Source organism: Solidesulfovibrio fructosivorans JJ], assembly GCF_000179555.1.
Classification (GTDB): domain Bacteria; phylum Desulfobacterota; class Desulfovibrionia; order Desulfovibrionales; family Desulfovibrionaceae; genus Solidesulfovibrio; species Solidesulfovibrio fructosivorans.
This window is the reverse complement of the sequence record NZ_AECZ01000052.1, coordinates 1-17,920: the sequence shown is the minus strand read 5'-3', so window position 1 is coordinate 17,920 and position 17,920 is coordinate 1. Positions and strand designations below refer to the sequence as shown.

The 17,920-nt window shown below is 66.9% G+C and carries 17 protein-coding genes; 12 read left to right on the top strand and 5 right to left on the bottom strand.

What is annotated here, in order from left to right:
- Window positions 1–372: 372 nt before the first annotated feature.
- From DESFRDRAFT_RS19710 to DESFRDRAFT_RS19690, 5 genes are read right to left on the bottom strand one after another with little or no spacing between them, the layout of a single operon-like run.
- A complete protein-coding gene (locus DESFRDRAFT_RS19710; protein ID WP_005996939.1) occupies window positions 373–1,314 on the bottom strand; it encodes a Gfo/Idh/MocA family protein in 942 nt (313 codons plus the stop codon).
- Complete coding sequence (locus DESFRDRAFT_RS19705; RefSeq protein WP_005996938.1) at window positions 1,311–2,732, bottom strand: NDP-hexose 2,3-dehydratase family protein; 1,422 nt, start codon at window positions 2,730–2,732, stop codon at window positions 1,311–1,313. The genes DESFRDRAFT_RS19710 and DESFRDRAFT_RS19705 overlap by 4 nt, the downstream gene beginning before the upstream one ends.
- Window positions 2,729–3,139 (bottom strand): sugar 3,4-ketoisomerase, encoded by a 411-nt coding sequence (locus DESFRDRAFT_RS19700; protein WP_005996937.1) that lies wholly within the window; start codon window positions 3,137–3,139, stop codon window positions 2,729–2,731. Before DESFRDRAFT_RS19700 ends, DESFRDRAFT_RS19705 begins: the two co-directional genes overlap by 4 nt.
- Window positions 3,136–4,104: a glycosyltransferase family 2 protein gene (locus DESFRDRAFT_RS19695; protein WP_005996936.1), complete on the bottom strand. Its 969-nt coding sequence runs from the start codon at window positions 4,102–4,104 to the stop codon at window positions 3,136–3,138. The genes DESFRDRAFT_RS19700 and DESFRDRAFT_RS19695 overlap by 4 nt, the downstream gene beginning before the upstream one ends.
- Window positions 4,101–4,892, bottom strand: coding sequence for a class I SAM-dependent DNA methyltransferase (locus DESFRDRAFT_RS19690; protein WP_005996935.1), 792 nt, complete (start codon window positions 4,890–4,892; stop codon window positions 4,101–4,103). The genes DESFRDRAFT_RS19695 and DESFRDRAFT_RS19690 overlap by 4 nt, the downstream gene beginning before the upstream one ends.
- A 117-nt stretch (window positions 4,893–5,009) precedes the next feature.
- On the opposite strand from DESFRDRAFT_RS19690, the gene DESFRDRAFT_RS19685 reads away from it, so the two are divergent.
- The 12 genes from DESFRDRAFT_RS19685 to DESFRDRAFT_RS19630 all read left to right on the top strand — a co-directional run bounded on the left by DESFRDRAFT_RS19685 (window position 5,010) and on the right by DESFRDRAFT_RS19630 (window position 17,831).
- Complete coding sequence (locus DESFRDRAFT_RS19685; protein WP_005996934.1) at window positions 5,010–5,771, top strand: TIGR04283 family arsenosugar biosynthesis glycosyltransferase; 762 nt, start codon at window positions 5,010–5,012, stop codon at window positions 5,769–5,771.
- A gap of 6 nt (window positions 5,772–5,777) precedes the next feature.
- Window positions 5,778–6,449 (top strand): TIGR04282 family arsenosugar biosynthesis glycosyltransferase, encoded by a 672-nt coding sequence (locus tag DESFRDRAFT_RS19680; RefSeq protein ID WP_005996933.1) that lies wholly within the window; start codon window positions 5,778–5,780, stop codon window positions 6,447–6,449.
- A gap of 125 nt (window positions 6,450–6,574) precedes the next feature.
- On the top strand, window positions 6,575–7,327 hold the full coding sequence (locus DESFRDRAFT_RS19675; RefSeq protein ID WP_005996931.1) for a PTS system mannose/fructose/sorbose family transporter subunit IID: 753 nt from the start codon (window positions 6,575–6,577) through the stop codon (window positions 7,325–7,327).
- Window positions 7,328–7,382: 55 nt separating this feature from the next.
- A complete protein-coding gene (locus DESFRDRAFT_RS19670; protein ID WP_005996929.1) occupies window positions 7,383–7,706 on the top strand; it encodes an HPr family phosphocarrier protein in 324 nt (107 codons plus the stop codon).
- A 95-nt stretch (window positions 7,707–7,801) separates the two neighbouring features.
- A complete protein-coding gene (gene ptsP / locus DESFRDRAFT_RS19665) occupies window positions 7,802–9,583 on the top strand; it encodes a phosphoenolpyruvate--protein phosphotransferase (protein ID WP_005996927.1) in 1,782 nt (593 codons plus the stop codon).
- A gap of 85 nt (window positions 9,584–9,668) precedes the next feature.
- Complete coding sequence (gene smpB, locus DESFRDRAFT_RS19660; protein WP_005996925.1) at window positions 9,669–10,133, top strand: SsrA-binding protein SmpB; 465 nt, start codon at window positions 9,669–9,671, stop codon at window positions 10,131–10,133.
- An 88-nt stretch (window positions 10,134–10,221) separates the two neighbouring features.
- Complete coding sequence (locus DESFRDRAFT_RS19655) at window positions 10,222–10,737, top strand: hypothetical protein (RefSeq protein ID WP_005996924.1); 516 nt, start codon at window positions 10,222–10,224, stop codon at window positions 10,735–10,737.
- Window positions 10,738–10,793: 56 nt separating this feature from the next.
- The gene (locus tag DESFRDRAFT_RS19650; RefSeq protein WP_005996923.1) at window positions 10,794–12,182 is read left to right on the top strand and encodes an FAD-binding oxidoreductase; all 1,389 of its coding nucleotides are present in this window, start codon (window positions 10,794–10,796) and stop codon (window positions 12,180–12,182) included.
- Between the two features lie 2 nt (window positions 12,183–12,184).
- Window positions 12,185–13,372: a (Fe-S)-binding protein gene (locus DESFRDRAFT_RS19645; RefSeq protein ID WP_005996922.1), complete on the top strand. Its 1,188-nt coding sequence runs from the start codon at window positions 12,185–12,187 to the stop codon at window positions 13,370–13,372.
- Between the two features lie 156 nt (window positions 13,373–13,528).
- Complete coding sequence (gene secA, locus DESFRDRAFT_RS19640) at window positions 13,529–16,045, top strand: preprotein translocase subunit SecA (RefSeq protein WP_005996921.1); 2,517 nt, start codon at window positions 13,529–13,531, stop codon at window positions 16,043–16,045.
- A 150-nt stretch (window positions 16,046–16,195) separates the two neighbouring features.
- Complete coding sequence (gene motA, locus DESFRDRAFT_RS19635; protein WP_005996920.1) at window positions 16,196–17,050, top strand: flagellar motor stator protein MotA; 855 nt, start codon at window positions 16,196–16,198, stop codon at window positions 17,048–17,050.
- Window positions 17,037–17,831 (top strand): OmpA/MotB family protein, encoded by a 795-nt coding sequence (locus DESFRDRAFT_RS19630; RefSeq protein ID WP_005996919.1) that lies wholly within the window; start codon window positions 17,037–17,039, stop codon window positions 17,829–17,831. The genes motA and DESFRDRAFT_RS19630 overlap by 14 nt, the downstream gene beginning before the upstream one ends.
- Window positions 17,832–17,920: the final 89 nt, after the last annotated feature.

Sequence of the window (17,920 nt, the reverse complement as noted above, 5' to 3'; positions counted from 1 at the left end):
CCGTTTTAGGTAAAACGGTCCCGCCCCCCGGGCCCCCCACCCTCCCCAAAAACTTCTAAAGGGTTGTAGCCAACTATCCTAACCCACTATTTTTACAATACTCTCAAAAAAAATTCCTTATCCCTTCGCCCCGAAGGGGCGACGGCGTGGTGGAGGCGGAATTTGTTCGGGGCGAGCCTGCCGCGAAGCGGCGGCACCGTCCCGGCAAATTCCGCCTCCATCTTACACACATCCGCCTGACGGCTCCCCCGCCAAAATCCCGCCCAACCAAAGCACACCGGACGGGGGGTCCGGGGGGCCCGTGGCCTCCCGGCGGGGTCTGGGGCAGCGCCCCAGTCGTCTCCCCGTCTCCTCCCAGCCAGCCTACCCGCCTTACCCGGCGCTCGACCGCAGCCGCGCCAACGTGCGCGCGTCGGCGAGCAACGTGGCGATAAAGGCGTCGCCGTCGCCGCGCTCCATGGCGGCAAAGGCCCGGGCAAAAAAGCGGGCAAAGGCGTCGGCGGGCTCGAAGTCGACGCATCGTACGCCTCGGGGGGTGTTGCAGGAAAGGGGCAGGGCCGCGCCCGGCGGCGGGGTGAAGGCCCGGTCCATGGAGGCGGCGAGTCCGGGGCCGAGGACATCCAGGCGGTTGACGTAGCCGGTGTCGAAACCAAAGGTGCCGGCCAGGCTGCGTCCGCCTGGGTAAACGAGCAGACAGGTGAAGGCCGTTTCCACGGCCGGGCCGCGCGAGGTGATGCGGCAGACGACTTCCTCGGGCTCGGTGTCGAAAAGGACGCGGCCGGGGCTTACGGCGTAGGGGCCGAGATCGAAAAGCGCCCCGCCGCCGAGTTCGGGGCGGTGGCGGAAATTTTCCGGCGGCAGCGGCGGGAAGGAGAAGGTGGCGACGATGCGCGCGGGGGCCGTGTCCCTGTCGGCAAAGGCCTGTATCAGGCCGGCGACGCGCGGATGCTCGGCCCAGACCGTGGCTTCGGCCAGGACGCGGTTCTTTTTCGCGGCCAGATCGCAGGCACGCTCGGCGCTTGCAAGGTCGAGGAAAGCGGGTTTGTCCACGATGACGTGGCGGCCGGAGGCCAGGGCGGCCAGGGCGAGCGTCGCATGGCGGCTGTTTTCCGTGGTCACGTAGACGGCGTCGGCGTCGCTTGCGGCCAAGGCGGCCTCGGGATCGTCCCAAAAGCGCAGGAGCAGGCCCGGCGGCCCTTCCATGCGACGACCGCTTCGCGAGGCCACATCCAGGGCCGTAACGCCAAGCCCGGGCAGGCCGGGCAGCACCCGGCGGGCGAAGATATCCGAACCGCCGCAAACGAGAAGCCTCATGGCGTGCGCTCCACAGCTCCCAGGCAGGCAAGCAGGTTGCGGGCCTCGATATTGACGTGGCCGTGGCGGGCCATGCGCCACAGTTGGCCAAGGGTCAGCCACAGATAATGCCCGGGCGCGTCCACGACCGTACCCGGAGAAATTTCCACAATCATATAGCGATTCTGGAAATGATGGAAGCGCCCGCCCTCCTCGGACTGGACGGCGTCGTAGCGCACCGCGCCGAGAGCGGAATCGAAGAAATATTCCAGGAACTGCGGCGCGCAAACCCGGCCGGACCGGGCCGCCACCTCCGAGCAGGCGACGGTGGGGCCGATCTCCATGCCGTCGCGGTTGCCGGGCTCAAGGCTCCCCCGGACCAGAAAATGGAGCACGCCCCACTGGCTCTGGCAGAGAAAGCCGACCAGCCCCAGGCCTTCGTGGTGCAGCAGCGGTTGGGACCAGCGCGTGGCTTCGCGGGTATGGGCCGTGACGTCCACGCCGATGACGGAAAAATAGAGCCCGGTTTCGTGGCGGATGGCGTCCTCGGTCACGCTCCAGCCGCGCAGCCCGTCCAGGGGCAGGGGCGAAACGCGCATGGACGCGGCCGCCTTGCCCATGGTCAGCCAGCCCATGACCGCGTCCATGGTGTGTCGCTCGCGGTCGGAGCGGCAAAAGGACAGGTACACGTCGCGGCGAAACGGCGACAGGCCCTCGAGGCGGGCCGCGTCCGACGGCTCGTCGGGATCGGCCAGGGGAATGAGCGACACCACGGTGCGGGCGTCCATGTTGACGATGTTGTCGCGGGTGAGCAGATCCTTTACCTGGCCGAGGGTCATCCAGGCGAAATCCTCGTGCACCGGCACGTCGTGGGAAACGAGCACGACCATGTTGCGGTTGCGCTTGCGCAGGAATCTGGCCCCCTGCTCGGGCTGGAGCTGGTCGAGAAGCACTTCGGCCAGGCCCGGTTCGGTGAAGTATTCCAGATAGCGCGGGGCATGGCCGCCATGGACCCGGGAATAGTTGCTGCGCGTGGCCTGGACCGTGGGGGAAAGCTGGAGCACGTTGACGTTGCCCGGCTCCATCTTGGCCTGCATGAGGAAATGGAGCACGCCGTCGATTTCCCGGGCGAGCAACCCCAGGATGCCGACCTCGGGCTGGTTGATGATGGGCTGGTCCCAGGACGGAATCGGGCCGAAGTCCGTCTCCACCCGAATACCCTCGATGGTGAAGAACTTGCCGGAGCGGTGCCCCAGGCGCAGGGGACCCGGCAGAAAGCCCCACTGGTCGAGGGCGGCGAGGGAAGCGCGGCGCACCTCGAAACGGTCGCGGCGGTCCTTGGCCGCAAACCAGGCCATGACCGCCTCCATGTCCGGGAAGACGCCGGAGAGGGCGCGGCAGGAACGCGAAAAGGCCAGACGCGCGGCGGCGGTGCTCATGTCCCAGCCAGGGTTTGGCGGTAAACGTCCAGGGAGCGAATGACGCCGGCGGGATCGTAGGGCGTGCTGGCCAGCACCAGGCACACGGCGTCCGGGCTGATGTCGCGAATGTCGAGAAAGATCATGGGCGGCAGGTAGAGCGCCCGGGCGGGGTCGTCCAGGCGGTAGTCCGCCGTGTGGCTGCCGTCGGTGAGCGCCATGGTCAGCGATCCGGCCACGGCCAGGATGCACTGCTCGGTGTCGCGGTGGGCGTGGCCGCCGCGATCGGCGGTCATGCCGTGCATGTAAAAGATCCGGGCCACGGCAAAGGGGATGTGGCGGCCGCCTTCGATGACGGACAGCGCGCCCCGGTCGTCGCGCAGGGTCGCCACGTCAAGCAGGCGCACGCCGTCGAGGGGACTTTTCACGGGCGAACCTCCCTTGGCGGGCGGCCGTCGCCGCCGTGGATCTCGCGCACCACGGCCTGGGGCGTGCGGTTGATCTCCATGAGGGAGCGGCCGACGTATTCCCCGAGCAGCCCGAGCATGACGAGCTGCACCCCGGAAAAGATGATGATCGTGATGTAAAGCATGGTCCAGCCCGAAGGCACGGACACGCCGAAGACCTTTTCGGCCAGGCTCCAGACGGCCATGAGCAGGCCGAAAGCCCCCAAGCCCAACCCGAGAAAGGCCGAAAGCCGCAGCGGCGCCACGGAAAAATTGACGAACATGGTCAGCCACAGCCGCACGAGCTTCCACAAGGTGTAGCCGGACCGGCCGGCCTCCCGGTCGCGGTGCTCCACCTCCACCTGGCCGATATTGCCCGTGGCGCGCAAAATAAGCCCGTCGACGTAGGGCGCTGGGCCGGTATACTCCACGATGCGGTCCACCAGGAAGCGGCTTACGCACTTGAAGCTCGACAGGTACAGGCGCGGCGGCTTGTCGAGGAGCATGGTGGCGACCTTGTCGTTGAAGGCGCTGCCCAGATTGCGCAACCGGCCGTGGCGCTTTTCCCGGAAGGCGGTGTAGACCACGTCGTAGCCGCCGTCGCGGGCCGTGTCCACGATCCGGGCGATCTCCCCGGGGGGATTTTGAAAATCGTCGTCCATGACCACGACCCAGTCCCCGCCGGACTGGCGCAGTCCGGCCATGACGGCGTTGTGTTCGCCGAAATTGCGGGCCAGGCGCAGGTAGGTGACCCGGCCGGGAAAGGCCTCGCAGCACTCGAGGCAGACCTCGTGGCTCCTATCGCGGCTGCCGTCGTTGACCAGCACGATGTCGGTGCCCGGCAGGGGCGGATCGGCCAAAAGCGCGCGCACCAGCCGGCCGATGGTGGCCTCGGCGTTGTAGACGGGAATGACGATGGTAAGCGTTGGCGAAGGTTCCGGATTCATGCTCGTGTACGACTCCGCCCGGGCCGCGTCCGGGCCGGTCCGACGGGATTTTTGGCCATGGCGAAGACCGACAGCCCGAAGGGCATGGGGATGCCATAATCCACCATGAGGGCGTTTTCCACAAACCGCATCCGGGCCAGAGCGGCGTTGAGGCGCGGCGGCAGGGGCGCGAGGTCGGAGCGGGGCGTATGGCCGGGCCGGGCCCGCTTGCGCCAAAGCCGCACCAGGGCGGCGACCGGGAATAAGAGCGTATTGGAATAGGTCATCTTTTCGACGCGAAACCCGGCCGCGACCAGAAAATCCCGCACCTGCCCGGCGCTGTAGCGCTGTTGGACGCCGACGGCCCGGTCGTGCTCGCTGTAAAGGAACTGGTGGGCGACGATATTGAGGATGAGCCGACCGCCGGGGACCAGTGTGCGGCGGGCCTCGGCCAGAGCCGGAATCACGGCCGACGGCGGCACGTTGGCCAACACGTCCAGGGAGAGGACCACGTCGAAGCTGGCGTCGCGAAAGGGCAGATCCACAGCCGAGGCCCGGGTGAGGGGAAAATCGCCCCGCCGGCGGGCAAGGGAAAGGGCCGTGGCCGACAGGTCCAGGCCCGTCACCGCCTCCCCGGCCAGGGTTTCCAGCACCTTGCCCGTGCCGCAGCCGGCGTCGAGGACGCGAAGCGGCCCGTCGGCCTCCTCACGGCACAAGGCGACGGCCCGGCGCACCTGGTCATGCAGGCCCCGGTACCACCAATACGTCTCCTCGGCCGCGAACATGGTCGCGTATTCGGCTTCGAGCATGCGCTATCGCCAGAATCCGCCCAGGCGGGCAGGAAGCCCACGACGAACGGAAGTTACAATCTCATGCGACATCGGCGGGACCCTAGCGGTTTCCTCCGAAAAAATCTATTGCACAGCATGCGGATCACCTCCGGTCGCGAAAATCCGGTCGCGCCCCGCCCGGGACGCCCGTTTTTCTCGGTGGTCACGCCCGTCCTCGGAGAGGCGCGGCGCATCAACGCCCTGGTGGACCACGTGCGCACGGTCGGCTACGGCCTGTCCGTGGAGATCATCATGGTGGACGGCGACCCGGCCGGATCGACGCTGACCGCCCTCGACCGCGAAGGCGTCCTGGCCCTGACCGCGCCCCGGGGCCGGGCCAGGCAATTAAACGCCGGGGCCGGGGCCGCCTCGGGCGAGCACCTCCTTTTCCTGCACGCCGACACGCGCCTTCCCGCCCGGGCCTTCGAGGACGCGGCCAAGGCCCTGGACGCGGGCGCCGCCCTCGGCGCCTTTTCCCTGGCCATCCGCTCGAAAAATCCCTGGCTGCGGCTGGTTGCCGCCGGGGCCACCCTGCGCTCGAAGTGGTTCGACCTGCCCTACGGCGACCAAGCCCAGTTTTTGCGCCGCGACCTTTTTTTCGCCCTGGGCGGGTTTCCCGACATCCCCATCATGGAGGACGTGGCGCTCGTGCGCGCCGTCAGGCGCGCCGGCGGCAAAATCGCCGTTCTGCCGAGCCGCGCCAGCACCTCGGCCAGGCGTTGGGAGGCCGAGGGGACCTTTCGGACCACGGCCCGCAACCTGGCCCTGCTGACGCTTTACAGCCTGGGCGTGCCCCCGGGAAGGTTCGCCCGGCACTATCCCCCGATGCCGGACGCGCACCGGGAGGGGGAGCGGTAGCGCGCCATGGACGTCCGCCTGCTCGTTTTCTGCAAGGCCCCCCTGCCCGGCCGGGTCAAGACGCGGCTTGCCGCCGGCATCGGCGACGCGGCCGCCCTGGCCGCCTACCGGGCCATGGTCGCAAACGTGCTTGGCGCGGCCGACGCCTCGGGACTGCCCGCCATCGTCTATTATGCGCCGGCCGAGGAACTTCCGGCGGCTCGGGAGCTTTGCGGTCCGGACCGGACCTTTCGCGCCCAGGCGGAAGGGGACCTCGGGGCGCGCATGGCCGCCGCCTTCACCGCCACGCTTCGGGAAGCCGACGCCGCCGTGCTGATCGGCAGCGACCTGCCGCTTGTCACCGGCGAAGTCCTGACCCGGGCGGCCCGGGAGCTTGCCGGAAACGACGCCGTGCTCGGTCCGGCGACCGACGGCGGCTACTATGCCCTGGGACTTACGCGCGCCGGCTATTGCCCGGCGCTCTTCACGGACATGCCCTGGAGCACGGCGACGGTCGCCGCTCTCACGCGCGCCCGGCTTGCCGCGGCCGGGAAAAGCCTGGCCCTTCTTCCCGAACTGCCGGACTGCGACACCCCGGACGATTTGCGCACCCTCCTCGCCGCCCCGCCCTGGCGGCGACGCCTCGAAAAGACGCCCTTCGGCCGGTTTCTGGCGAGCCTTCCCGCCGTCACCGTTTGACCAAAACCCCGCCTATCGTTTATCCGTATTGGGAAAAAGGCCGGGGACGCGACGAACGGCGCGATCCCCGTTTGCGAGGATGCGACCGGGCGGAACCGGCCGACACGCGGAAAGGCGGTGCGTGTTTGGGGAATTTGAGCGAAGAGCTGGACGCCAGGACGCTTTCGGCCTGTTTCCTGCGTTGCTACCTGATCGGCGCCGCCTACAACACGCGCGGGTTGCAGCACGTGGGGCTGACTTATGCCATGGAGCCGGGACTGACCGTTTTGTATCCCGACCCGGAAAAACGCGACGCCGTGTTCGCCCGCTATCTCGATCTGTACAACACCCATTTTTTCTGGACGCCGCTTTTGGTTGGGCTGTTTCTGTCCCTGGAGGCCAAAATCGCCAAGGGAGTCCTGCCGGCCGAAATGCTTGACAACGTCAAGACCACGACGGCATTCACCCTGTCCGCCATCGGCGACACGTTTTTTTCCGCCAGCGTCATGGGCTTGTGGGGGCTGTCCGCCGCCTGCCTGGTGGCCGGGGGCCAGTACGCCGCCCTGGCCGTTTTCGCGGGCGGGCTTTTCCTGGCGGCCCAGGTGTTCAAGGCGGCGACATTCCGAGCCGGCTACCGGGAAGGCTTCCACGTGCTGCGCCGGCTCAAGCGCTGGGACATGGTCAACCTCGGCCGCAGGATCAAGCTGATCAACGCCGGGCTTTTGACCGTGTTCTGGATGCTCGCGCACCCCTTGGGGGAGACGGCATCCGTGGCCGACGCCGTGCTGATCGGCATTCTGGCGGCCTGGGCCGCCACCCGGCCGTCGGTGTCCCGGGAGATCGCGCTGCTCATCCTGGCCGCCGGCTGGGTGCTGTTGCGTTCCCTGGGGCCGATCTGACCGGCCGAACCTTCCGGCCCGAGGGCCGGGGAAACCTCCGCCGACGCGGTGGACAATGACCAACCAGACCAACGATACGGGCGCGACGGCCCTTGACGACATCATGCCCACGGACGCGGGCTTCGCGCTTACCGTGCGCGTGCTCAACGAGCAGGGACTCCACGCCCGCCCGGCGGCCAAGCTGGCCCAGGAGGCGCAGAAGTTCCCCTGCGACATCAGCCTGTCCATGGCCGGGGAAACCGTTGACGCCAAAAGCATCCTCGATATCCTCACCCTGGCCGCGGGCAACGGGGCCGAGCTCGAACTGCGGGCCAGCGGCCCGGAAGCCGAGGCGGCCCTGACGAGCCTCGCCACGCTTATCCGCAACCGTTTCCGGTAGGCCGCGTCCCGTGACCGCGCCTGCCCCAAACCCAGTCCGCGACCGCCGCACCGGCCCGACCCGGACCCGGCCGCGCCCCGAGGACCCAACCGGTCATGACGACGCTTAAAGGCATTCCCGTTTCGGCCGGAATCTCCATCGGACGGGCCTTTTTCCTCAACCGATCGGGGGTCGGCCCCCTGCCCCGCCAGACGCTTTCCGGCGCCATGCTGCCGGCCGAGGTGGAACGGCTGGACGGGGCGTTCGCCCAGTTCACGCGCGAGATCGAGCAGGCCCGCGAGCGCATTCCGGCCGAGCTCAAGGAACATGCGCTCATCCTCGACTCGCACCTGATGATCCTCAAAGACCCGAAACTGGCCGGGGCGGCCCGCAACTACGTCAAAAAGCTCTCCATCAACGCCGAATGGGCCCTGGACAAGGCCGTGGACGACCTGGAAAAGGCCTTTGCCGCCCTCGACGATCCCTATTTCCGCGACCGCATCCAGGACGTGCGCACCGTGGCCGGCCGGGTCCTGGCCAGACTCGCCGGGCAGACCGGCGGCACCCGGGCCATCGAAAACCGGGTCGTGCTCATGGCCCACGACATTTCCCCGGCCGACACCGCGAGCCTTCAGACCGACAAGATCATGGCCCTGGTCACGGTCCAGGGCGGCAAGACTTCCCATACCGGCATCCTGGCCCGCACGCTGGGCATCCCGGCCGTGGTCGGAGTGACGGAGCTCGAGCGCGAGGTGCGCGACGGCGATCTGGTGGTGGTGGACGGGCTGCGCGGCGTGGTGCTGCGCGCCCCGGGCGAGGAGGAGCTGGCCAGGCTCTCGGACCTCAAATACCAGTTCGAGGCCTACCAGGCCGGCATCATGCGCGGCTGCCACCTGCCCGGCGAAACCATCGACGGCTACCGCATCAAGGTCAAAGCCAACATCGAGATGCTCGACGAGGTGTCGACCGTGGTCAACAACGGCGGCGAGGGCATCGGGCTCTACCGCACCGAATATTCCTACATGAACCGGTCGAAGCTGCCGACCGAGGACGAGCTGTACCAGGAGTACCTCGACCTGGCCACGATCATGTCGCCAAGGCGGGTCACGCTTCGCACCCTGGACGCCGGCGCGGACAAGTTCGTCTCCACCCTGGGATCGCTCGACGAGCGCAACCCGGCGCTGGGGCTTCGGGCCATACGCCTGTGCATGCGCCACCGCGAGATCTTCAAGATCCAGCTGCGGGCCATCCTGCGGGCCTCGCTTGCCGGCAACATCGCGGTCATGTTCCCCATGATCTCGGGCCTGCGGGAAATCCGGCAGGCCAAGGCGCTTCTGGCCGAGGCCAAGGCCGAACTGCGCCAGGAAGGCAGCCGTTTCGAGGCCGACATGCCCATCGGCATCATGATGGAGCTGCCCTCGGCCGTGATGATCGCCGAAATCCTGGCCCGGGAGGTCGATTTCTTCAGCATCGGCACCAACGACCTCATCCAGTATTCGCTCGGCATCGACCGCACCAACCGCTTCGTGTCCCACATGTACCAGCCGCTGCACCCGGCCGTGGTCAGGAGCATCAAGCACGTGGTCGACGCGGCCCACCAGGCCGGCATCGAGGTGAGCCTGTGCGGCGAGATGGCTTCCGACCCCTTTTGCGTGCCCATCCTCATGGGCATGCAGATCGACTGCATAAGCCTCACCCCGCAGGCCATTCCCGGCATCAAGCGCATCATTCGCCAGGCCACCATGGACGACTGCAAAAAACTGCTTAAATTGGTCCTGGAAAGTCCGTCGGTCTCCCGGACCAACGCCCTTGTCCAGGAAACCATCTTCCGGCAGTTCCCGGACGAACTGATGTTTTACTCCTCCCTGCTCGACCGCGAGGACATCGCGACGTCGTGACCGGCCGGGACGGGCGGCCTCATTTCACTGGCCGGACGCCGGGAAAACACGTATCAGTCGAATCCTCGCCACCTGAAAGGACGACATGACAGCCAAGGAATCGGGCGAAAAACTCGTCGCCCAAAATAAAAAAGCCCGACACCTGTATGAGTTTCTCGAAAAGTACGAGGCCGGGATGGCGCTTACCGGGTCCGAGGTGAAATCGCTTCGGGCCGGCCGGGTCAGCTTCAAGGACGGGTACGTCAAGTTCGAGGGGGACGAGGCCTTCCTCGTCGGCGTGCATATCGGGGTGTACGAAAACGCCGGCTATGCCGGCCACGAGCCGGAACGCCGGCGCAAGCTCCTGCTCCACGCGGCCGAAATCCGCACGCTTCGGTCCAGGGTGGAGCAAAAGGGGCTCACCGTGGTGCCGGTGCGCATCTATTTCAAAAACGGCCGGGCCAAGACGGAAATCGCCCTGGCCCGGGGCAAGAAGGTCTTCGACCGCCGCGACGACCTGAAAAACCGGGACCTCGACCGCGACGCGGCCAGGGAGTTGGCCCGGCATTAGGGTTGCGCCCCTCGAAAAATAGAAGGACGCGACGCTCGCAGCGAACGTCTGATCGGCCCGGGGCGATCAGGCAACGAGGAGTCTTTTGATGGCATGCATCCGCCCTGTCCTGCCGTTGGCGCTTTTTTTGTGCCTTTGCTGCGCCGCGGCGGCCAACGCCGGGGGTACGGAGGCCGACGAGCGCGTGGACGCCTTTCTCGACGAGACGGCCGCCCTGTTCGGCCAGAGCGAGGCCGCCGTCACAAGCCGCCTCGGCGCGCCCCGCGAACGGCAAACCGTGCCCTTTACCAGCCCCCACGACGACGCCGCCTATGAGATCATCACCCTGGCCTACGACGGCCTGACCGTATCGCTTTACAGCATGGACGGCGGCGCGCGGCAGTTTTTCCACCAGATCCGCGCCACCTCCGGCCAGGTCTGCTTCGCCCGGGGCATTTGTCTTGGCACCCCCCGCGAAAAGCTCGCCGCCGTGCTCGGCCAGCCCGAGGAGGCGGAAGAGGGCGCCTGGCGCTATTCCGACATGAGCGGCTACAACGAACTGGCCTTTTCCTTTGACGACAAGGGCGCCATCGACGCCATGACCTGGACCGCCGAGGCGGACTGATCGTCCAACATGCGAGACGCACAGCGTTCGGGCCTACGCCGATCCATCTGAATGCAATGAAATCTTCCACGCTCTTAAACGAATCGCAAAAGCGCGCCCTGGCTTCGATCTTCCCCGGCGACGCGGCCGTTTTCACCCCTGAGGAAACCTTCGTTTACGGCACCGACGCCTCGCGCCGCTTCGCCCCCCCGGCGGCGGCCGTGCGGCCGGACAGTTGCGAGCAGGTCAAGGAATTGCTGGCCTTCGCCCAGGCGGAGCGCATCCCCATCCTGCCCCGGGGCCGGGCCACCAACACCGTGGGCGACTGCGTGCCGGTGGCCGGAGGCATCGTGGTGTCCACGGCGCGGCTCAACCGCATTCTCGAAATCGACCCGGACGACTTCGTGGCCGTGGTCGAGCCGGGCGTGGTCACGGGCGACTTGCAGGCGGCGATCGCGGCGCAAAAGCTCTTTTACGCCCCGGACCCGGCCAGCGTGAAATTTTCCACCGTGGGCGGCAACGCCGCCACCTGCGCCGGGGGCATGCGGGCCGTCAAATACGGCGTCACCCGCGACCACATCCTCGGCATCGAGGCGGTGCTGCCCGGCGGGCAGGTGCTGACGACCGGCGGGCGCACCCACAAAAACGTGGTCGGCCTGGACCTCACGCGCCTTTTCGTGGGCTCGGAAGGAACGCTCGGGCTTTTCACCAAGCTGACGCTCAAACTTTTGCCCCTGCCCCAGGCCACGGCCACCCTGGCCGTGGCCTACCCGAGCATCGACGCGGCCCTTGCCGCCGCCGGCGACGTCTTCCGGGCCGGCATCCTGCCCGTGGCCCTGGAAATGCTCGGACAGGAGGCCATGAAGGCCGTGGCCGCCATAAGCGCCGTGCCCTGGCCGGCCGACGCCGGGGCGGCGCTTTTCGTGCGCGTGGACGGCTCGCCCGAGGCCGTGGCCGCCGATGTGGCCCTGCTGGAGCGGGCGACGGCCGACGCCGGGCCGGTCTGGACCGAACGGGCCGTCACCCCGGAGGCCGAGGAGAATTTGTGGGAACTGCGCCGGCTGCTCAACCCGGCCTCGTTTAAAGCCGCGCCGGACAAGATAAGCGACGACGTGACCGTGCCGCGCGGCGCCCTTCGCGAGGCCGCCGCGGGAATCAAGGCCATCGGCGAGGAGGAGCGGGTGCGCATCCTGCTCTTCGGCCATGTGGGCGACGGCAACCTCCACGTCAACATCATGCACGATGCCGCCGACGCCGACGAACGCGCCAGGGCCCAGTCCGCCCGCGAGCGCATCCTCATGCTGTGCCTCGCGCTTCGGGGTACGCTCTCCGGCGAGCACGGCGTGGGCCTGTCCAAGCTGCCCTTCCTCGACCGGCAGCTCGATGAGGGCCAGCGCGAGATCCTGCGCCGCGTCAAGGCCGTCTTCGACCCGGCCGGCATCATGAATCCCCAAAAGGCGTATTGATCGTGGCCGAAGAGCTTACCCCCGTCCATTGCCTGCACGGCCAGGGCCGCCGCCCGGAATGCATTCTGTGCGGCCGCTGCCTGCCCGCCTGTCCCCTTTTCACCGCCACCGGCCGCGAGGAGCTCTCCCCGCGCTCCAAATTTTTCCTGGCCCGGGCCGTGGCCGAGGGCCGGGCCGAGCTGTCCAAAAAGGCCGCCGAGATCCTGGCCACGGTCTGCCTGTCCTGCGGCAAGTGCGAAAACGCCTGTCCGCTCGGGCTTTGCGGCCCGGACCTGGTGGCCGAACTGCGCGCCTCGCACCCGGGCTTCGCCGGCTTTCTCTGGAAGCTGTGGATCGAGCAGGCGGGGCTCATGTGGCCGTTGGCCCGGACCCTGACCAAGCTCGTGCCCGGCAATGTGCCGGTCGAGGCCGTCAGCAGGGCCAAGGCGGCCATCGAGGCCATGGGCGCGGGCAAGGCCCCCGCCCCCTGGCTTTTCCCCGAGTCCTTCGAAACCGCCCATGCCGGGAAAAAGTGCGTGATCTTCGCCGGCTGCGTGGCCGAGCACGCCAACCCGCGCTGGAAGGAAACGGCCAGGCGGTTGCTTGCCGGCCTCGGCCTCGACGTCTTGCCCGATCCCGGGTTCACCTGCTGCGGCTGCACGCTGGGCCATGCCGGCGCGCCCGAGGCCCAGGCCGCCATGCAGCAGCAGAATATCGAGGCCTGGCGCAAGGCCGGCCGGCCGCTGATGGTGGTCTTTTGCGCCACCTGCCGTTGCGGGCTTCGGGCCTACGCCCGCAAGGACCTGGGGCTGGCCATGGACGAAATCGGGCTGTGGCGCGAAAATCTCGTTTCCCTGGCCGAACTCATGGGGGGCACGTCCTTTCGCCTCGGCGAGGCGGCGCCCGCGCACGTGCGCTACCACCGTCCCTGCCACGGGGCCGGCGGCAACCAGGACCTGACCTTTTTGCGCCGGGCCATGGGGGAGCGCATCGTTTTCAAGGAATCCGAAACGCCGTGCTGCGGCTTCGGGGGCCTGACCAAACTGACATCGCCGGAACTCTCCGACGCCGTGGCGGCCCATGCCCTGGCCGTCTACAATCCGGCCCCGGGCGACCAGATCGTCACCGGCTGCGCCGGCTGCGTCACCCAGCTGCGCAGCGTCGCCCCCAAGGACATTGTCGTCGGACACTGGCTGGAGTGCATCGGCTGACGCGCCGCGCGGCCACCCGCCAGCCGCGCGCCCATGCCGCGTCGCCGCCGCGCCGCCGGACCGCGTCCCGCGTAAAACGCCAACCAACGCCCGTTGGACGTCGGGCCGGGCTGGATGGAAATCCATCGCGCCCCGCCCCATAAAGGAGTCGATTCGATGCTCAAGACCATCGCCCGAAAAATCGTCGGGTCAAGAAACGAACGCTATCTCAAGGGGCTGCGCCCGCTGGTCGCGGCCATAAACGCCTTCGAGCCGCAGGTCAAAGCCCTCTCCGACGAGGAGATGCGCGCGCGCGTGGCCGAACTGCGCCAGGAAGTGGCGGAAGGTCGCGGCCTGGACGACATCCTGCCCGAAACCTTCGCCCTGGTGCGCGAGGGTTCGGTGCGCTCCCTCGGCATGCGCCACTTCGACGTGCAGCTCATCGGCGGCATCACCCTGCACCAGGGCAAGATCGCCGAGATGAAGACCGGTGAAGGCAAAACCCTCGTCGCCACCCTGCCCGTGGTCCTTAACGCCCTGTCCGGCAAGGGCGTGCACCTGATTACCGTCAACGACTACCTGGCCAAGCGCGACGCCGCCTGGATGGGCAAGCTCTACAACTTCCTGGGCCTCTCCGTCGGCACCATCGTCCACGGCCTCGACGACCCCGAGCGCCAGGCCGCCTACAACGCGGACATCACCTACGGCACCAACAACGAGTTCGGCTTCGACTACCTGCGCGACAACATGAAGTTCTACAAGGAACAGCTCGTGCAGCGCGAACTCAACTTCGCCATCGTCGACGAAGTGGACTCCATCCTCATCGACGAAGCCAGAACCCCGCTCATCATCTCCGGCCAGGCCGAGGATTCCTCGACCCTCTACGCCCGCATCGACGCCTTCATTCCCATGCTGCACAAGGAGAGGGACTTCACCGTCGACGAGAAGGCCCGCACCGTGCTTTTAACCGACGACGGCGTGGCCCGCATGGAGCAGGTGCTCAAAATCGACAACCTCTACGACGCCGCCAACATCACCCTGCAGCACCACGTGCTCCAGGCGCTCAAGGCCCACCACATCTTCCAGCGCGACGTGGACTACGTGGTGAAAGACGGCGAGGTCCTCATCGTCGACGAGTTCACCGGCCGCCTCATGCCCGGCCGGCGCTACTCCGACGGCCTGCACCAGGCGCTCGAGGCCAAGGAACACGTGGACGTGGAGGCCGAAAACCAGACGCTGGCCACCATCACCTTCCAGAATTACTTCCGCATGTACGACAAACTCGGCGGCATGACCGGTACGGCCGACACCGAAGCCGTGGAATTCCGCGAGATCTACGACCTGGAAGTCATCTCCATCCCCACCAACCAGCCCATGATCCGCAAGGACTTCCCGGACCTCGTCTACAAGACCCAGCACGAAAAGTTCGCGGCCATCGCCAAGGACGTCAAGGAGCTGCACGGGCGCGGCCAGCCCGTCCTGGTCGGCACGGTGTCCATCGAAAAGTCGGAGCTGCTCTCCGGGCTGCTCAAGAAAAGCGGCGTGCCCCACGACGTCTTAAACGCCAAGAACCACGAGAAGGAAGCCGAGATCGTGGCCCAGGCCGGCCACGCCGGCCGCGTCACCATCGCCACCAACATGGCCGGCCGCGGCACGGACATCGTACTCGGCGAGGGCGTCACCGACCTCGGCGGCCTGCACATCCTCGGCACCGAGCGCCACGAGTCCCGGCGCATCGACAACCAGTTGCGCGGCCGTTCCGGCCGTCAGGGCGACCCGGGCTCCTCGCGCTTCTACCTGGCCCTTGACGACGACCTCATGCGCCTTTTCGGCTCCGATCGCCTCAAGGGCATCATGGACAAGCTCGGCATGGAGGACGGCGAGCCCATCGAGAACCGCATGGTCTCCCGGGCCATCGAAAACGCCCAGAAGCGGGTGGAAGCCCACAACTTCGAAATCCGCAAGCAGCTGCTCGAATACGACAACGTCATGAACCAGCAGCGCGAGGTCATCTACTCCCGCCGGCGCGAACTCATGGAGACGTCCGAGCCCGAAGTCTTCGTGACCGACGCCATCGAGGAGATCGTGGACGAGATCTTCGCGCCCCTGGAAGCGGCCAAGGGGCACCACGAGGCCGAGGACCTGGAAACGGCCGGCTCGCTCATCGAGGACCTGCTTGACCTCAAGATGGCGCTGACGACCGGCGAAGAGGACGAAAAGAAGGCCGTGCTCGACAAGGCCCTTTCCCGGCAAAAGGAGCTGTCCGACGTGGCCGGGCAGCAGTACCGCGAGATCGCCCGCTACTTCCTGCTCGACAGCCTGGACCGGCACTGGAAGGAACATCTCCTGGCCATGGACCACCTGCGCGACGGCATCGGCCTTCGCGGCTACGGCCAGAAGGACCCCAAGCAGGAGTACAAGCGCGAGGGCTTCGAGCTGTTCCAGTACCTGATCACGAGCATCCGCGACGCCACCATCCGGGCCCTTTCCCGGGTGCAGATCAGAAGCGAGGCGCCCGAACAGGAGTTCCAGCACAAGGACGACACGGCCAACCTCCAGTACTCGGGCGCGGAAACGGGCGAGGCCCCCAAAAAGGCCCCCAAACGCCGCAGCGAGCCCAAGATCGGCCGCAACGATCCCTGTCCCTGCGGCAGCGGCAAGAAATACAAGAAGTGCTGCGGCGCCAACAAATAGCGCTCGCGCGCGGGGCGCTTGCCCCACGGCCGGGTTTTTTCTACACCTAGCCCCACGCGGCAAAAACGCGTTCACACCGCCGGGGAGGGAAACGACCGTCCCCTCCCCGGCAGTCCGGGGCGGCCCGTACGTGCGCCCGCATGGTGGGTCATGTTCGTTATCATCGGCATCGTCGTTGTCCTTGGCTGCGTCATCGGCGGCTTCCTTTTGGAAGGCGGCCATTTGGGCGTGCTCATGCAGCCCATCGAGCTGCTCATCATCGGCGGCGCGGCCCTCGGTTCCTTTCTCATCTCCGCGCCCAAGTCCGTGGTCATCGGCACCTTCAAGCACATCCTGCACGTGTTCTCGGGCAAGGAAGCCTCCTCCTCCGACTACCAGGACCTGCTCACCCTGCTTTTCGAGCTCATGAACATCGCCCGCCGCGACGGCATCGTCGCCCTCGAGCCCCACGTCTCCCAACCCGAGCAGTCCTCCACCATCAACCGCTACCCCAACATCGCCAAAAACAAGCAGCTGGCCTATTTCATCTGCGACAACATCAAGGCCCTGCTTTCGGAAGGCATCGACGCCCACCGCTACGACGACCTCATGCGCACCGACATCGCCACCCTGCACCACCACGCCATGATCGCGCCCTCGGCGGTCACCCGGGTGGCCGACTCGCTGCCGGGACTCGGCATCGTGGCCGCGGTGCTTGGCATCGTTTTGACCATGGGCAAGATCAACGAGCCGCCCGAGGTGCTCGGCCACAGCATCGGCGCGGCCCTGGTCGGCACCTTCCTCGGCATCCTCATGTGCTACGGCTTCGTCGGTCCCATGGCCTCCAACCTGGAGTACCAGGCCAAGGCCCAGCAGCAGATGCTGCTCGTGGCCAAGGAAGTGCTGGCGGCGTTCAACTCGGGCTTTTCCCCGATGCTCTCCGTGGAGATGGGCCGCCGGGCCATTCCCGACGACGTGCGCCCGACCATGGAAGACATGGAGGGAGCGCTTCGTGGCAAAAAATAGCGACAAGGGCAAAACCGTCATCATCTACCGCGAGTCCGAAGGCGGACACGGCGGACATCACGGCGGCTCGTGGAAGGTGGCCTACGCCGACTTCGTCACGGCGCTCATGGCCTTTTTCCTGCTCCTGTGGCTGGTGGTTTCGCTCAAGCCCAAGACCAAGCAGGAACTGTCCCTGGTTTTCCAGGACAAGAACGTGCCCTCCAAGGAGAAGGTCCAGAACCTGGAAAAGGTGCCGACCTTCATCAGCCCCGACGCCATCAAGGGGTCGCCGGAATTCAAGCTGTCCCAGGAAAACAAGCTCAAGTACGAAGTCGCCCTGCTTATAAAGGAACTCATCACCTCGGACCTCAACGTCCGGAAAAACTCCGGCGTGTCCAACGACTCCTCGGGCGTGATGATGCAGGTCAACAATTCCGTCATGTTCAGGCCCGGCTCGGCCGAGCTGACGCCAACGGCCCAAAAGGTCCTCGACGGCGTGGCCAAGATCCTGCGCGACTTCAAGATCAACCTGACCGTGCGCGGCTTCGCCGACGACGACGAAAAAGGCGGCCCCTACCCGTCCAAATGGGAACTTTCCGCCGCCCGGGCCGCCGCCGCCACCCGCTACCTGGCCGAGACCACCGGCATCTCCACGACACGCCTTCGGGCCGTGGGACTGGCCGACAGCCAGCCGCTGGTGCCCCCGACCTCCCCGGCCAACAAGGCCCGCAACCGGCGCATCGAATTCTTCTACACCAGTCCCGACATGCGCCCGTCCGAACGCTCCCAGGATGGACCGTAGGGGGAGGAAGAGGTGGAAAGAAGAAGATGCGGGGGAGGGGGCTTTTTGAAAAAAGCCCCCTCCCCCGCGCCCCCTCCCGCAAAAACTTT

Excerpts from the sequence above, each read along its gene's own strand:
- motA (WP_005996920.1), top strand. The coding sequence starts at position 16,196 with ATGTTCGTTATCATCGGCATCGTCGTTGTCCTTGGCTGCGTCATCGGC.
- DESFRDRAFT_RS19670 (WP_005996929.1), top strand. The coding sequence starts at position 7,383 with ATGACCAACCAGACCAACGATACGGGCGCGACGGCCCTTGACGACATC.
- DESFRDRAFT_RS19655 (WP_005996924.1), top strand. The coding sequence starts at position 10,222 with ATGGCATGCATCCGCCCTGTCCTGCCGTTGGCGCTTTTTTTGTGCCTT.
- secA (WP_005996921.1), top strand. The coding sequence starts at position 13,529 with ATGCTCAAGACCATCGCCCGAAAAATCGTCGGGTCAAGAAACGAACGC.
- DESFRDRAFT_RS19710 (WP_005996939.1), bottom strand. The coding sequence starts at position 1,314 with ATGAGGCTTCTCGTTTGCGGCGGTTCGGATATCTTCGCCCGCCGGGTG.
- DESFRDRAFT_RS19685 (WP_005996934.1), top strand. The coding sequence starts at position 5,010 with ATGCGGATCACCTCCGGTCGCGAAAATCCGGTCGCGCCCCGCCCGGGA.
- DESFRDRAFT_RS19650 (WP_005996923.1), top strand. The coding sequence starts at position 10,794 with ATGAAATCTTCCACGCTCTTAAACGAATCGCAAAAGCGCGCCCTGGCT.
- smpB (WP_005996925.1), top strand. The coding sequence starts at position 9,669 with ATGACAGCCAAGGAATCGGGCGAAAAACTCGTCGCCCAAAATAAAAAA.
- DESFRDRAFT_RS19690 (WP_005996935.1), bottom strand. The coding sequence starts at position 4,892 with ATGCTCGAAGCCGAATACGCGACCATGTTCGCGGCCGAGGAGACGTAT.
- DESFRDRAFT_RS19695 (WP_005996936.1), bottom strand. The coding sequence starts at position 4,104 with ATGAATCCGGAACCTTCGCCAACGCTTACCATCGTCATTCCCGTCTAC.
- DESFRDRAFT_RS19680 (WP_005996933.1), top strand. The coding sequence starts at position 5,778 with ATGGACGTCCGCCTGCTCGTTTTCTGCAAGGCCCCCCTGCCCGGCCGG.
- ptsP (WP_005996927.1), top strand. The coding sequence starts at position 7,802 with ATGACGACGCTTAAAGGCATTCCCGTTTCGGCCGGAATCTCCATCGGA.
- DESFRDRAFT_RS19705 (WP_005996938.1), bottom strand. The coding sequence starts at position 2,732 with ATGAGCACCGCCGCCGCGCGTCTGGCCTTTTCGCGTTCCTGCCGCGCC.